Raw genomic sequence first — 15,006 nt, forward strand, 5'->3', positions numbered from 1 at the left:
CGAGCCCTCATCCGACCCTCGCTGACGCGAGGGCCACCTTCTCCCCGAGTGGGAGAAGGGGCGCGCGCTGGTTTTCAAGTTCGGAAGTCATCATGAGCGCTGATGATGGTCGCCCCTCGGGCAAACGCGCCGAGAGAAAGCCCACGCCGATCGAAGATATCTCGCCGCGGCGGGCGAAGCTCGAATATTCGCGGCTCGCGGAAGAGCTCGCCGAATATGACCGCCGCTATTATCAGGAAGACTCTCCCGCGGTCAGCGACGCCGACTATGACGCGCTGCGCCAGCGCTATGAGGCTTTGGAAAGAGCCTTTCCCGAGCTTTCCTCCGACGCCTCGCTGACCAAGAAGGTCGGCGCCGCACCGGCGGAGAAATTCGCCAAGATAAAACATGTCGTGCCGATGCTCTCGCTCGGCAACGTCTTCGCGGACGAAGAGGTCCATGAATTCGTCGCGCGCGTGCGGCGCTTTCTGGGCTTTGCGGACGAGGCGCCGCTCTTCTTCACCGCCGAGCCGAAAATCGACGGCCTCTCCTGCTCGCTGCGCTATGAGAAAGGCGTGCTCGTCTATGCCGCGACGCGCGGCGACGGCTATGAGGGCGAGGACATCACCGCCAATATCCGCACGCTCGAGGAAATCCCGCAGCGCCTCCATGGTGAGAGCTGGCCGGATGTGCTGGAGGCGCGCGGCGAGGTCTATATGCGGCGCGAGGATTTTTTCGCGCTCAATGAAAGACAGGCGGCCGCGGGCAAGCCGCTCTTCGCCAATCCGCGCAATTCCGCCGCGGGGTCGTTGCGCCAGCTCGATCCCAAGGTGACGGCGAGCCGGCCGCTGCGCTTCTTCGCCTATAGCTGGGGCGAGGTGAGCGTCATGCCGTCCGACACGCAATATGGGATGGTGCAGGCGCTGGCGAGCTTCGGCCTGCCGACCAATCCGCTCACCAAAATTTGCGCGGGCGCCGAGGAGATGCTCGCGCATTTCCGCGACATAGAAGCGCGCCGCGCCACGCTCGGCTATGACATAGACGGCGTCGTCTACAAGGTGGACGATATCGGCCTGCAAACTCGCTTGGGCTTCGTCTCGCGCGCGCCGCGCTGGGCGGTGGCGCATAAATTCCCCGCCGAGCAGGCCAAGACCATCGTGCGCGGCATAGACATAAATGTCGGCCGCACCGGCGCGCTGACGCCGATCGCGCGGCTGGAGCCGGTGACGGTCGGCGGCGTCGTCGTCTCCAACGCCACGCTGCACAATGAGGACGAGATCGCGCGCAAGGATATTCGCGTCGGCGATACGGTCGTCGTGCAGCGCGCCGGCGACGTCATTCCGCAGATCGTCGAGGTGGTGCTGGAAAAGCGGCCGGAGGGAACGAAGCCTTATGAATTCCCGCATGTCTGCCCGGCCTGCGGCTCGGCGGCGGTGCGCGAGATCGACGAGAAGGGCGTCGAGGATGTGGTGCGCCGCTGCACCGGCTCGCTGGTCTGTCCAGCGCAGGGCATCGAGCGCTTGAAGCATTTCGCCTCGCGCAACGCCATGGACATAGAGGGGCTCGGCGACAAGCAGATCGAGGCTTTCTTCGAGGAAGGCCTCATTCGCACGGCCTCCGAAATTTTCACTTTGGCCGAACGAAACCGAGCGAGCCTCACCAAGCTCGAGAACAGAGAGGGCTATGGCGAGACCTCGGTGCGCAATCTCTTCGCCGCGATCGACGCGCGGCGAAGCGTGCCGATCAATCGTTTCCTCTTCGCGCTCGGCATTCGCCATGTCGGCGAGACCAACGCCAAGCGCCTCGCGCGGCATTTCGCCGATTTCGCCAGCCTTCGCGACACGGCGCGCGACGCCGCGCCGGGAAGCGAGGCGCGCGAGCGCATCGAGTCGATCGAAGGCATTGGCGGCGTCGTCGCCGAGGCGCTCTATGATTTCTTCGCCGAGAAGCACAATGAGGACGAGATCGATGCGCTTCTCACGCATCTGACGCTAGAGCCCATGCCGCAGATCGAGAGCGCCTCGCCGGTCGCCGGCAAGACGGTGGTCTTCACCGGCGCGCTGGAGCGGCTCACACGCGATGAGGCCAAGGCGCAGGCCGAACGTTTCGGCGCGAAGATTTCCGGCTCCGTGTCGAAGAAGACCGATCTCGTCGTGGCGGGGCCGGGCGCCGGCTCCAAGCTCGCCAAGGCCGAGGAGCTGGGCGTCGAGGTCATCAGCGAAGAGGAATGGTTTGCGCGAACGGGACAGTAGGGGACGAAATCGACCGGCGCGTCGCGAAATGATAAGACGAGCCGCTATTTCAGATGCAAGGGAACTCCCTTCTCCCACTTGTGGGAGAAGGAGACGCGCGTCGAGATTCCAAATCGATCTTCCAAATTGAGGACAAAGATGAGCCAGCTCTCACCGGAAAAAATCCTCGGTCTCGGTCTCGGCTTCTGGAACTCCAAGGCTCTGCTCTCGGCGGTCGAGCTCGGCCTCTTCACCGTTCTCGCCGAAGGCCCGGCCGACGCCGAAACGCTGCGCGTCCGCCTCGGCCTGCATGAGCGTTCGGCGCGCGATTTCTTCGATGCGCTGGTGGCGCTCGGAATGCTCGAGCGCGAGAACGGCCTCTATCGCAATACGGCGGAGACGGACCTCTTCCTCGATCGCGCCAAGCCGAGCTATGTCGGGCAGATATTGGAAATGTCCAATCTGCGCTTGTTCTCGAGCTGGAACCGCCTCACCGAGGCGTTGCGCACCGGCGCGGCGCAGAGCGAGAACGCCGCCGAAGGGGATTTCTTCGGCGCGCTCTACGCCGATCCGGAAAAGCTGCGCGGCTTCCTCACCGCGATGAGCGGCATAAGCGCCGGTCCGGCGCAGGCCATCGCCGCGAAATTCCCGTGGCGGGACTACAAGACTTTCGTCGATGTCGGCTGCGCGCAGGGCATGGTTCCCGTCACGGTCGCGCGCGCGCATCCGCATCTGACCGGCGGTGGCTTCGATCTCCCGCAAGTGCAGCCGGTGTTCGACGATTTCATCGCGCAGAACGGGCTCTCCGATCGGCTGCGCTTCTATCCGGGCGATTTCTTCGAGGATGCGCTGCCCAAGGTCGACGTCATCGTCATGGGGCATATTCTCCACGATTGGAATCTCGAGGAGAAGCGCCTGCTGCTGGCGAAAGCCTATGAGGCGTTGCCGAAGGGCGGGGCGCTCATCGTCTATGAAGCGCTGATCGACGACGAGCGCAAGACCAACGCCTTCGGTCTGCTGATGAGCCTCAACATGCTGATCGAGACGCCCGGCGGCTTCGATTACACAGGCGCGGATTGCCTGGGCTGGATGCGCGACGCCGGCTTCGCGCAGACTCGCGTCGAGCATCTATTGGGGCCGGATTCGATGGTCATCGGCGTGAGGTGAGGCGTTTCCGATATGGCGCGGCTTACGCGGCTCAGGGGCATTCCTTCTGCACGCGGCCGAGCGCGTCGGAGAGGCCTTTCAGCGAATAGACGTCGGTCGTGACATTGCCCTTGGCGGAGGGCGCCTTGACGGTGAGCTTGGTCCCGCTCTTCAGCGCCTCGACGAATTCCTTCTCCTTCGCCGGATTCTTCACCCAGGCGTTGGAGCCTTTGGTCACGAGCTCGAAACTGCCGCCGTCTATGTCTGCGCTGGCGGCGGCGCCGTCCTTGGCCGCAAAGCCCAGAATGATCGCCACCTCATTGCGCACGCCCTCGGCCGGCCGGGTCGAGATGAAGACATAGGCCTTGTCGCGCTGCAATTTCGCCGGCTGGCGGTCTTTCGGCTCGGCGAGCGCATAGCAGGTCTTGTCCTTGCCTTGCCCATGCGCGGTCATGGCGTTCCAATCGCCATAGGAGCCGACGGCGGTCGGCGTCTTGGCGCCGGCCTTCTCCTTCTCGGCCGGCTTTTCCTTGCCGGCCTTGGCGGCCTTGCCGTTCTTGTCCTTGCCGTTCTTGTCCTTGCCGCTTTTGGCGTCCGGCTCTTCCTCCGCCGCCGCGGGCTTTTTCGCTTCGGCGGTTTTCTTCGCTTCGGCGCCTTTCTTCGTCTCGGCGTTTTTCTTGGCGTCGGCCGGCTTCTTGTCGGCGTGGCTCTTGGCGTCGGCCGGCTTCTTCGCGTCGCCCGGCTTGCCGGGATCCGTTTTCTTGGCGGGCTCCGCGTTCTTCGGGTCCGGCTTGGCGGGCTTCTTCTTGTCGGCCTTGGCGTCGGAGGCCGCATCCTCGGCCGCCGGCTTTTCTTTGGCGAGCGCCGGCGCCGCGACAGTGAGGCCGAGGCCGGCGGCGAGAAGGAGAGGAAGGAAAGAAGGGCGAATCATAGAGCGAAGTCTATCGCCCGAGCCTGTGGCGAACCAGTGGCGGCGAAGGCTGCGACATTGTCATAGTGGAATGTTTCCTGCTTGGCGCAAGCGCGCGAATGAGGCGCGCGAGACAGGATGTTTCCATGGCCAGACGGCACATTCTCTACATCGAGCGCGGCAAGCTGCCGGACCGCGCCGCTCATCAAAAGGCGATCGACGCGACCAAGATCGCCGTCTCGCTGGATCACGATTACGCCCCTTTCGCCGTCGAGGGCTATCTGCCCTGCACATTCGACGGCGAGGACGCCGGCTTCGACATTCGCTTCGCAGAGCGCGACCCCGCCGTGGCCCTGCCGGCGGAAATCGCCGAGGCGATCGGCGGCCGCGATGCGCAAGTCGCGATCAAATGGTCGAGCGACCCCCGCGAGAAGATCGCGGCCCTGGCGTTCAGCGCCGCGCTGGCGAAGGATTTCGGCGCTGTGGCGCATGATCCCGACAAGGACAAGATCATCGCCGCCGACGCGCTGCTGAAGCAGGCGAAGGCGGCGCAGGACGAGCTATAGGTTCAACGCCGCCGCAGCAGGACCAGCCGGCCGTCGACCGGCCGGTTGGCTTCTATGCGGATCGTCGTCTCCCGCGAGACCAGCGGGACGAAATCTTTCTCCCACAATTTTTCGACATAGGCCGGATCATGCCTGAACCGGCCTGTCGGCGTGAGCGCATAATCGGTCCCGAACCCCGTCTCTATGCTGAACGCGAAGACCCCGCCCGGGGCGAGGCGCGCCGCGACGCTCGCGAACAGAGCGGAGAGGTCGCCGAAATAGATCAGCAGGTCGAGCGCGACGACGAGATCGAAGCGCTCGCCATCGGCTTCCAGGAAATCCTCGACGTCCTGCTCCGCCAGCCGCGCATAGATCCGGCGTTCGCGCGCCTTCTCCAACATGCGCGGGGAGAGGTCGACGCCGACGATCTCCTCGCCGAAGCCGGCGAGCATTTCGGCGGCGAGGCCGGTGCCGCATCCGAGATCGAGAATGCGCGGGAAGGCGCGCGCGGTCTCGGCCAGCAGCGGCTGTAATGTCGTGGGCAGGCGATAGCCCAGCGTCTCGACGAGATGCCGATCGAAGTCCGGCGCATATTTGTCGAAGCAGGCGGCGATATAGGCGCGCGACGCGCGCTCGCTCCGCAATCCGCGCAATGCGGCGAGATGATGGGGGATGATCGGATCGTCCGGCGCCCCGCGCAGCAGCGCTTCGCCGAGGTGGATCGCCGCTTCCTTTCGGCCGAAGCCGCAGAGCGCCTGGAAGGCGGAGCGGGCGACGCGCTCGTCCTCCTCCGCGTGGAGGCCGGCGGCGCGCCGATAGGCGGCGAAGGCCTCTTCCGGCGACGCTGCGATCACCGTTTCCACAAAAGCGGCGAGGGCGAATTTGCGCACGATCGGCGCTTCTTCGGGCAGCGCCTCGGCGGCGCGCTGCAACGCCGCGCGCGCGGCCGCGAACTCGCCGATCAGGTAGAGCGTCTGACCATAGCAGGCGTAGAGGCCGGGGGTGGCGACGCCGCGATCCAGCGCGCCGCGCAGCAGCGTGACAGCTTCGTCATAGCGGCGGCTCTCGAGGCAGATGAGGCCGAGCCCGGTCGCCGCCTCTGCGCAGGCGGGGTCGAGATCGAGCGCCGCGAGATAGGAATGCTCGGCGGTGGCGGTCTCGCCGATCTCGTTGCAGAGGCTGGCGACGGTGAGCCAGACCTGAGTGCGGCTCGGATCGCGCTCCAGCGAGGCGATGAAACATTGCAGCGCGTCGGCCTTGCGGCCGTCGAGCCAGAGCACCGCGCCGAGATCGGCGAGGAGATGGGCGTCCTCGGGCGTCAACGAGGCCGCCGTCGTCAGAGCGGCGACGGCGCCGGTCACATCGCCCTCCTGCCAGAGGCCGAGGCCGAGATAGCGCAAAGCTTTGACCGGCGATTCGCCGGCGTCGATCATTTCAGCGAAACGAGGAAAGCGCGCGCGCCAGACAGCGAGCGTGTCGACGAGGTCCGGCGGCGACGGAGGGGAAATATGCAGACTCATGCGGCTATGCTCCCGAAACAAACGGGACATATTCTGCCGCGCCGAGCTGTCGTCAGGCTTGCCTGGCGGTCTCCTTCATCGGAGCCGAAGAGCGAGCCTGAAGGTTCGCGTCTGTCCGCCGAACGAAAACGACCTCATAAAAACTGCGACAGCCCCGGCACGGAATCGGTGATTTGCTTCAGCTTGTCCTTGCCGACCAGCCCCTCGGCATGGGCGAAGAACTCCTTGGCCAGCGCCTGGCTCTGATCCATGGAGAGGCCGACGCTGGAGAGTCGTCCGGCGAGCGCCATCAGATCGCCCTTGGAGCCGCCGACGAGGCCGCCGAGCCCGCCCAACAGACCGCCGAGCAGCCCGCCATCCGCCGCCGGAGCCGCCTCGGCCGCGGCGATCGCCTCCTCGGCGCCGGGCAGCTTGGCGATGAGATCGGCCGCCGGACCGTCCGGGAATTCCTTGCGGAAAAAGCCGAGCACATGGCCGGCGGCGAGGCGCGCCGTCTCGGGCTCGACGCCGAGCGCTGCGGAAATGCGGGCGATCAATTCATCCATGCTCGGCTCCTACTTTTAAAATAAGCTCGGTCTCGACAGTTACGCGGCGATTGCGACGAATTCGCAGCGGCCTCACTCGGCGTCGAGGCCATAGAGCGAATGCAGCGTGCGCACTGCGAGCTCCGTATAGGCGGCGTCGATCAGCACGGAGAATTTGATCTCCGAAGTGGTGATGGCGCGAATGTTCACGCCCTTGTCGGCCAGCGCCTTGAAGGCGCGGGCGGCGACGCCGGCGTGGCTGCGCATTCCTATGCCGATGGCCGAGACCTTCGCCACATCCTTGGCGCCGGTGAGCCCTGCATAGCCGATCGAGGGCTTGGCCTTCTCGAGAATGGAGAGGCAGCGCTCATATTCGGCGGCGGGCACGGTGAAGGTCATGTCGGTCATGGTCGCGTCGGAGGCGACCTGCACGATCATGTCGACATTGACGCCGGCCTCGGCCAGCGGCACGAAGACGGCGGCCGCCACGCCCGGCTTGTCGGCGACGCCGCGAAGGGTGATCTGCGCCTCGTCGCGCGAGAAGGCGATGCCGGTCACGACCTGGGCTTCCACAATATCCTCCTCTTTGCAGATCAGCGTGCCGCTGTTGGGACGGGCCGGATCGTCGAAAGACGAGCGGACGAAGGTGCGGACCCCATGCACCATGGCCACCTCCACCGAGCGCACCTGCAGCACTTTGGCGCCGAGCGAGGCCATCTCCAGCATCTCCTCGAAGGCGATGCGCTCCATGCGTCGCGCCTTGGGCACGACGCGCGGATCGGTGGTGTAGACGCCGTCGACATCCGTATAAATGTCGCAGCGGTCCGCCTCGATCGCAGCGGCGACGGCGACGGCGCTGGTGTCCGAGCCGCCGCGGCCGAGTGTGGTGATGCGGCCGCTCGGCTGGTGAATTCCCTGGAAGCCGGCGATGACGGCGACCTCGCCGCGATCGAAGCCGGCGCGCAGAGCGGACCCGTCGATCGATTGGATGCGCGCAGAGCCATGGGCGTCGCTGGTCAGGATCGGGATTTGCCACCCCTGCCAGGAGCGCGCGGACAGGCCGATATTCTGCAGGGCAATGGCCAGAAGGCCGGCCGTCACCTGCTCGCCGGAGGCGACGACGGCGTCATATTCGCGCTGATCGTGCAGAGCGGCGGCGTCCTTGCACCAGGCGACCAGCTCATTGGTCTTGCCGGACATGGCCGAGACCACGACGGCGACCTTGTATCCGGCCTCGACCTCGCGCTTCACATGGAGCGCGACATTGCGGATGCGCTCCACATTGGCGACCGAGGTGCCGCCGAATTTCATCACCAGACGAGCCATGACCGACCTAGATTGGAAACACGGGCCCGGCTCGGGCGAGCCGGATGGCCGCTCGCATCCGACCAAAAGCGGGCGTATATGTGACGCCCCCGCCGCCGGTGTCAACGCCGCGGCGGGGTTCCGCGTGCTTCGAGACGCCCGCCACGCGGGCTCCTCGGCATGAGGAGCGCCACTGGTGACGGGAGCAATCTCTCCCTCATGCCGAGGAGGCTCCGAAGGAGCCGTCTCGACGCATGAGGGCGAGCTCCAGATCGCGAGAGCGGCCGCCGAGGCCGAACAAAAGAGGACAAGCGTGCCGCATCATCATGACCGCCCCCATTCCGCCAGCGTCGATCCCGCCGACGTCGACCGTTTCGACCGGCTCGGCGAGCTGTGGTGGGACGCCACGGGCAAGATGGGCATTTTGCACGACATCAACCCGGTTCGCGTCGAATATATCCGCGACCACGCATGCCGCCATTTCCGCATGGACGGAGCGCCGCGCGACCGCCATGACGCGCAGCCGCTCGACGGGCTGCGGCTCGTCGATATCGGCTGCGGCGGCGGCATATTGAGCGAATCGCTGGCCGAGCTGGGCGCGAAGGTCACGGCCGTCGATCCTGCGCCCAATAATATAGAGGTGGCGCGCCGCCATGCGGAGCGCTCCGGCCTCGACATCGCCTATCGCAACAGCACCGCCGAGGCGCTGGCCGCGGAAGGCGCGCGCTTCGATATCGTCGTCGCCATGGAGGTGCTGGAGCATGTCGAAGGACAGAGCGATTTCGTCGCGACGCTCGCCTCGCTGGTCGAGCCCGGCGGAATGCTGTTTCTCGCGACCATAGACCGCACGCTGAAGAGCTATGCGCTGGCGATTCTCGGCGCCGAATATGTGCTGGGCTGGGTGCCGCGCGGCACGCACGACCACGACAAATTCGTCCGGCCCGACGAATTGTCCGCCTGGCTGCGCCGCGCCGGGCTGCGCGAGATCGACCGCTCCGGCATGAGCTTCCAGCCGCTGACGCGCAGCTGGCGCAAGAGCCACGACACCGATGTGAATTATATGATGGCGGCGAAAAAGTCCGGCTGACGCGCAGATCAGCGTTTTGCCCGTCTCAGCTGCGACAGGCGCAGGCCGAAGAGGCGCAGGCATAAGGCGAGAACGCTTCCATAGACGAGCGCTCCCGCCGCGCCCAGCAGCAGCAGAGCGGCGATATCGCGCAAGGGGCCGAGGCCCCCGGTCAGCGCCATCGCCGGCCCATAGCCATAGACGGCCGTCGCCAGCAGGGGCGCGCTTGCGCAAAGACTTGCGATCGAGACGCGCAAAAACGTCTCGTCGAAGCGCATCGCCCCGCGATGCAGCGCGAGGCCGATCAGCGCTGCGAGATTGAGCCAGAGGCCGACGGAGGTCGCGGTGGCGAGGCCCGGCGCGCCCATCGGCTCATAGAGCGCGATCTTCAGCCCCACATTCACGACGACAGCGCCGAGCGCGACATACATGGGCGTCTTGGTGTCGCCATGCGCCTGAAAGCTCGCGCGCGCCGAGGCGATCAGCACCAGCGCCATCAGCCCGCCGCCATAGGCCGCGAGCACATCCGCCGACGCGGCGGCGTCAGCGTGGGTGAAGGCGCCGCGCTGGAAGACGCCGCTCATGATGAGCTCGGGGATCGTCACAAAGGCGATGAAGAAAGGCGCGGCCAGCGCCACTGTCAGCGCCATCACGCGATTTTGCGCGGCATGGGCGCCGTCCTCATCGCCGGCGGCGATGCGGCGGCTCATCTCCGGCAGCAGCACTGTGCCGGCGGCGAGGCCGATGACGCCATTGGGCAGCTGATAGATGCGATCGGCGTAAGTGATCGAGGAGACGCCGCCGTCCGGCAGCATGGAGGCGATGATCGTATCGGCGAAAATGGCGATCTGCCCGCTCGCCGAGCCGATCACCGCCGGCCCCAGCATCAGGAAGAATTCGCGCACGCGATTCCAATGCGGCCGCGCGAGGCCTTCCATCACGCCGATCATGCGGGCGTTGGCCATCAGCAGAGCGAGCTGCAAGACGCCCGAGACGGTCACGCCCCAGGCGGCGGCATAGGCCGCGCTCGGAAAGAGAAAGGCGACGGCGAGCGCCGCCATCATGGAGAGATTGAGCAGATTGGGCGCGAAGGCCGGCGCGGCGAAGCGGCCATTGGCGTTGAGCGCGCCCTGATGCAGCGTCACCAGAGTCATGCAGAGCAGATAGGGAAAGGTGATGCGCGTCAGCGAAACGGCGAGCGCGAATTTTTCCGGCCGATCGTCGAGGCCCGGCGCGAGCAGGGCGACGAATTGCGGCATGAAGGCGTAAGCGAGGATGAGCAGCAGAATCTGCGAGGCGAGCAGAAGCGTGAACACCTCGCTCGAGAATTCTTTCGCCGAGTCTTTTCCCTGTTGCTCGAGCGCCTTGGAATAGCAGGGGACGTAAGCGGCGTTGAAGGCGCCTTCGCCGAAAATGGCGCGGAAATGATTGGGCAGTCGAAAGGCGATGAAGAAAGCGTCCGCCGCGAGCCCGGCGCCGAGAATGCCCGACAGCATCACATCGCGCAGAAAGCCCGTGATGCGCGAGAGCAGCGTGAAGCCGCCGACGGAGAGGAGATTGCGGATCATCGGCGCCTGCGCCCGCGATACACACTCTCCTCGATGACTCTACGATTCATACATTGCGAGACGCTGAGGCCGTCATGGCCGGGCTCGTCCCGGCCATCCACGCCAAGCAGCTGAGCAACCAAAGGAAAGCGCCCGCTATCGACGGATTCCTCCCACGGCGGCCGCCGGAGCTTCGGCGTCACGCCAAATTTCTCGAAACGCCTCGGCGTCTCGGCGTGGATGGCCGGGACAAGCCCGGCCATGACGTCGCGGGGGCGAGGATGTGTGCTTTCAATGGCCCTCGAGAGGGAAGTGGGGCGCGCGCGCCGGATCGTCATTGTTCTTCCACTCCGACCCGTTCGGCGACGAGATAGAGCGGACGTCCTTTCACCTCGGCGAAAATGAGGGCGATATATTCTCCGAGCACGCCGAGCGAGAACAGCTGCATTCCGCCGAGAAAGGCGATGGAGACGATCAGCGAGGCGTAGCCGGGGACATCCACGCCATAGAACACGGTGCGCCAGAAATAATAGGCGGCCATGGCGAGCGCGAAGGTCGAGACGGTGATTCCGATCACCGCCCATACCTTCAGCGGCACCGAAGAGAAGGACATCAGCCCGTCGAGCGCGAAGCGGACGAGCTTGGCGTAATTGAATTTGGAGCGGCCGGAGGCGCGCTCCTCCACCTCGAAGGGCACGCCGATCGATTTGAAGCCGATCCAGGCGAAAAGACCCTTGGAGAAGCGCGCCCGCTCGCGCATTCGCGAGAGCGCGTCGATCGCCTGGCGGTCGAGCAGGCGAAAATCGCCGGCGCCGCGCGGCAGAGGCGTCTCGCCGAAACGATCGAACAGGCCATAGAAGAGATTGGCGAAGAGCGATCGCAGCAGCGGCTCGCCGGCGCGGTCGCGGCGCACGCCATAGACGTTCTTATAGCCCTCGCGCCATTTGGCGACGAATTGCGCGATCGTCTCCGGCGGATGCTGCAGATCGGCGTCCATCAGCACAACGGCTGCGCCGCGGGAGTGGTCGAGAGCGGCGGCGATAGCGATCTCCTTGCCGAAATTGCGGCTGAAGGACACTGCTTTGACGCGGGCGTCCTCCTCATGCAATTCGCGCAATCCCGCGAGCGTTTCGTCGGAGGAGCCGTCGTCGACGAAGACGATCTCGAAAGAGGCGGCGCAGCGCTCCAGCACGGGCTTCAACCTTGCGACGAGCGGGCGGAGATTGGCCGCCTCATTGAAGACCGGAATGGCTACGGATATCTCCGGAGGCGGATTTTCGGCTTTATCGTCCATCGCTCGCCTTATAGGTTCGAACCGGGCAAGAGAAACGGGCAAGACCTAGGCGGGCGCGCGAAAATGCGCAAGCGCGCCGCGGTGGGGGAAGGGCAGGACAGAAGATGGCGGCGCAACGTGCGGTCGCGCTCTGCGCGGACGATTATGGTCTCTCCATGGGCGTCAGCCTCGGCATTCTCGAGGCGCTGGACGCCGGGCGGCTGACGGCGGTCTCCGCGCTCACCAATGTCGATCGCTGGCCGGCTATGGGGCGGGAGCTGGCGCGCCGCCGCCATGACGCCGATATCGGCGTGCATTTCAATCTGACCCTCGGGCGCCCGCTCGCCAATATGCCGAAATTCGCGCCGGGCGGCGTGTTTCCGCCTTTGCGCGAGGTGATTCGCGCCGCCATGCGCGGAAAGCTGCCGATGGAGGAGATCCGCGCCGAGATCGACCGCCAGATCGACCGATTCTATGCGGTGATGAGCCGCGCGCCGGACCATCTCGACGGGCATCAGCATGTTCATGCGCTGCCCGGCGTGCGCACGGCGCTGTTCGACGCGCTGGAGAAGCGCGGCCTCACCGGCGAGAAGCTGTGGCTGCGCGACGCCGGCGATCGAATGCATCGCATCGTGATTCGCGGCTCGGACATGCGCAAGGCTCTGGCGGTGCGCGCCATCGGGCGCGGCTATCGGCGCGAGGCGGTGGCGCGCGGCTTTCTGCTCAACGAAGGCTTCGCTGGCTTTTCCGATTTCGATCCGCAGAGCGATTACGCCGCGCAATTCGAAACCTATTTGCGCGCGCCCGGCGAGCGGCATCTCGTGATGTGTCATCCCGGCCGCGTCGACGAGGATTTGCGCGCGCAAGATCCGGTGACCGTGACGCGCGAGCAGGAGCTCGCCTTTCTGCTCTCGCCACGCTTCGAAGACGTGATGCTCAATCGCAGCGCCGCGCTCGGCCGGTTGAGGCGGGAAGTCTGAAAACGATTTCGTCGGCCGCGACGCTCGACGGCGGCCGATCGGATCATGAGCGAAAAGACCGGCTTCCAATGCGAATGGAAGCCGGTCTTCGCGCGATGCAGTTCGATCAGACGCCTTCGAACAGAGCGGTCGAGAGATAGCGCTCGGCGAAGTCGGGGATGATCAGCACGATATTCTTGCCCTCGGCCTCTGGACGCGCGGCGATTTCGAGCGCGGCGGCGACGGCTGCGCCCGACGAGATGCCGACCGGAATGCCTTCGAATTTGGCGAGCTGACGCGCGGTCTCGAAAGCGGTCTGATTGCCGATGGTGACGATCTCGTCGATGATCGTGCGGTCGAGGATCGGCGGCACGAAGCCGGGGCCGATGCCCTGAATCTTATGCGGTCCCGGCGGACGGCCGGAGAGCACCGCCGAATCCTCGGGCTCCACGGCGACGACCTTGAGGCTGGGGCGGCGCGGCTTCAGCACCTGGCCGACGCCGGTGATGGTGCCGCCCGTGCCGACGCCGGAGACGAAATAATCGATTTCGCCCTTGGTGTCGTTCCAGATCTCTTCGGCCGTGGTGACGCGATGGATTTCGGGATTGGCCGGATTCTCGAACTGCTGCGGAATGACCGCGTCGGGATTTTCCGCGGCGAGCTCGGTGGCCTTGGCCACGGCGCCCTTCATGCCCTGCGCGGCCGGCGTCAGCACCAGCTCGGCGCCGAGCACGGCGAGGATGCGCCGACGCTCGATCGACATGGATTCCGGCATCACCAGAACGAGGCGATAGCCGCGCGCGGCGGCGACGAAGGCGAGCGCAATGCCCGTATTGCCGGAGGTCGGCTCGATCAAGAGATTGCGGCCGGGCGCGATGCGGCCGCTCTTTTCCAGCGAGTCGATCAGATTGACGCCGATGCGATCCTTGACGCTGGCGAGCGGATTGAAGAATTCGAGCTTGCCGAGAAGATTGGCTTTGACGCCCTTCTCCTTGGCGAGACGGTCGAAACGCACGAGCGGCGTATCGCCGATCGTCTGCGTGATCGAATCATAGATACGGCCGCGGCCGGGTTTTTCCGATTGGCTGAAAATCGGCGCTGCTACTACCTCTGACATGGGTTGCTCCTCGAATTATGTCGGTCGCTGACGCGCTTGTCGCGAGCTTATCCTGCGACGGCCTCTTCGGCCACCCGGCGCGCGCGGGGAAATGCGATCGGCGGAGCGGTTTCGAGCGGCAGAGCCGTCGTCGCCTTGATTCGCTCCATGGCGAAGCGCGACACCACATTGCGCAGAGGCGCGACCGCGATGAGGCGCTTATAGAATTCGTCGAAGGCGATCATGTCGGAGACGACCACCCTCAGCATGTAATCGACGTCGCCCGCCATGCGATAGAACTCCACCACCTCCGGCATGGCGGCGACCGAACGGGTGAAGCGATCGAGCCAGGCGTCGGAATGCTCGCCGGCGACGATGGAGACATAGACGCTGAGGCCGAGACCGAGCTTCTCGGGCGAGAGCAGAGCGACCCGTCCCTGCAGAACGCCGCTCGCCTCCAGCCGCTGGATGCGCTTCCAGCAGGGCGTCTGCGACAGCCCGACCTGCGCCGCTATGTCGGCGATGGAGAGAGAGGCGTCCTCCTGGAGAATCGAGAGAATGTGGCGGTCGATGGCGTCCATGGCGCTTCCGGCGTTCGAGAAAGATTTTCCTATAGTCCACAAAAATACTATAACATGTCAAGAAAGAAGCGACGGCCGAGGCGGCTCGCGGCCCGACGGCTATGACGGCGGGAAATGGCGCGACCGCGGTCGAATTGCCCGCCGCGCTGGGGTGAGCGCGGCTTAATCGCTGATTTGTCTACGAATAACATAGGCTGTAGAAGAAACTCGCCGCTTGGCGCGGCGTCGAGGGCCGCCGGGCCGCCAGTGGACAAGCGGCGCAAAATGGCGCCAATTTGCTGTAGAATCTGCTCGCCGGAGAAAATTTCACCCTACACGCCGGCT

The 15,006-nt window shown here is 65.4% G+C and carries 13 protein-coding genes; 5 read left to right on the forward strand and 8 right to left on the reverse strand.

The window, feature by feature from the left end; translation table 11 throughout:
* The first annotated feature begins 92 nt into the window (after positions 1–92).
* Together ligA and FMZ75_RS02920 are read left to right on the forward strand one after the other, a co-directional pair.
* Positions 93–2,231: an NAD-dependent DNA ligase LigA gene (gene ligA, locus FMZ75_RS02915; protein WP_166141246.1), complete on the forward strand. Its 2,139-nt coding sequence runs from the start codon at positions 93–95 to the stop codon at positions 2,229–2,231.
* A 138-nt stretch (positions 2,232–2,369) separates the two neighbouring features.
* Positions 2,370–3,377 (forward strand): methyltransferase, encoded by a 1,008-nt coding sequence (locus tag FMZ75_RS02920; protein ID WP_166141247.1) that lies wholly within the window; start codon positions 2,370–2,372, stop codon positions 3,375–3,377.
* A gap of 31 nt (positions 3,378–3,408) precedes the next feature.
* On the opposite strand, the gene FMZ75_RS02925 is transcribed toward FMZ75_RS02920, so the two are convergent.
* A complete protein-coding gene (locus tag FMZ75_RS02925; RefSeq protein ID WP_166141248.1) occupies positions 3,409–4,287 on the reverse strand; it encodes an invasion associated locus B family protein in 879 nt (292 codons plus the stop codon).
* 125 nt (positions 4,288–4,412) lie between these two features.
* Between FMZ75_RS02925 and FMZ75_RS02930 the strand changes: the two genes are divergently transcribed.
* Positions 4,413–4,832 carry a hypothetical protein gene (locus FMZ75_RS02930; protein ID WP_166141249.1) on the forward strand — a complete coding sequence of 140 codons (420 nt, stop codon included), beginning with the start codon at positions 4,413–4,415 and terminating at the stop codon, positions 4,830–4,832.
* 2 nt (positions 4,833–4,834) lie between these two features.
* On the opposite strand, the gene FMZ75_RS02935 is transcribed toward FMZ75_RS02930, so the two are convergent.
* The 3 genes from FMZ75_RS02935 to FMZ75_RS02945 form a co-directional block, all read right to left on the reverse strand.
* Positions 4,835–6,331 (reverse strand): methyltransferase domain-containing protein, encoded by a 1,497-nt coding sequence (locus FMZ75_RS02935; RefSeq protein ID WP_166141250.1) that lies wholly within the window; start codon positions 6,329–6,331, stop codon positions 4,835–4,837.
* A gap of 134 nt (positions 6,332–6,465) precedes the next feature.
* A complete protein-coding gene (locus tag FMZ75_RS02940; RefSeq protein WP_142861973.1) occupies positions 6,466–6,876 on the reverse strand; it encodes a DUF2267 domain-containing protein in 411 nt (136 codons plus the stop codon).
* A 72-nt stretch (positions 6,877–6,948) separates the two neighbouring features.
* Complete coding sequence (locus FMZ75_RS02945) at positions 6,949–8,181, reverse strand: aspartate kinase (RefSeq protein ID WP_142861972.1); 1,233 nt, start codon at positions 8,179–8,181, stop codon at positions 6,949–6,951.
* A 292-nt stretch (positions 8,182–8,473) separates the two neighbouring features.
* Between FMZ75_RS02945 and ubiG the strand changes: the two genes are divergently transcribed.
* Complete coding sequence (ubiG, locus tag FMZ75_RS02950) at positions 8,474–9,247, forward strand: bifunctional 2-polyprenyl-6-hydroxyphenol methylase/3-demethylubiquinol 3-O-methyltransferase UbiG (protein WP_142861971.1); 774 nt, start codon at positions 8,474–8,476, stop codon at positions 9,245–9,247.
* 8 nt (positions 9,248–9,255) lie between these two features.
* Here ubiG and murJ read toward each other — a convergent pair whose 3' ends face one another.
* Together murJ and FMZ75_RS02960 are read right to left on the reverse strand one after the other, a co-directional pair.
* Positions 9,256–10,794, reverse strand: coding sequence for a murein biosynthesis integral membrane protein MurJ (gene murJ / locus FMZ75_RS02955; protein WP_142861970.1), 1,539 nt, complete (start codon positions 10,792–10,794; stop codon positions 9,256–9,258).
* A 313-nt stretch (positions 10,795–11,107) separates the two neighbouring features.
* On the reverse strand, positions 11,108–12,067 hold the full coding sequence (locus FMZ75_RS02960; RefSeq protein WP_142861969.1) for a glycosyltransferase family 2 protein: 960 nt from the start codon (positions 12,065–12,067) through the stop codon (positions 11,108–11,110).
* Positions 12,068–12,171: 104 nt separating this feature from the next.
* Here FMZ75_RS02960 and FMZ75_RS02965 point away from each other — a divergent pair, with 104 nt between their 5' ends.
* Complete coding sequence (locus tag FMZ75_RS02965) at positions 12,172–13,026, forward strand: ChbG/HpnK family deacetylase (RefSeq protein WP_166141251.1); 855 nt, start codon at positions 12,172–12,174, stop codon at positions 13,024–13,026.
* Between the two features lie 106 nt (positions 13,027–13,132).
* On the opposite strand, the gene cysK is transcribed toward FMZ75_RS02965, so the two are convergent.
* Both cysK and FMZ75_RS02975 read right to left on the reverse strand, forming a co-directional pair.
* A complete protein-coding gene (gene cysK, locus FMZ75_RS02970) occupies positions 13,133–14,122 on the reverse strand; it encodes a cysteine synthase A (RefSeq protein ID WP_142861967.1) in 990 nt (329 codons plus the stop codon).
* Positions 14,123–14,169: 47 nt separating this feature from the next.
* Positions 14,170–14,682, reverse strand: coding sequence for an Lrp/AsnC family transcriptional regulator (locus FMZ75_RS02975; RefSeq protein ID WP_108917747.1), 513 nt, complete (start codon positions 14,680–14,682; stop codon positions 14,170–14,172).
* Positions 14,683–15,006: the final 324 nt, after the last annotated feature.

The sequence above is a fragment of the Methylosinus sp. RM1 genome (assembly GCF_011378635.1).
Lineage (GTDB): Bacteria > Pseudomonadota > Alphaproteobacteria > Rhizobiales > Beijerinckiaceae > Methylosinus > Methylosinus sporium.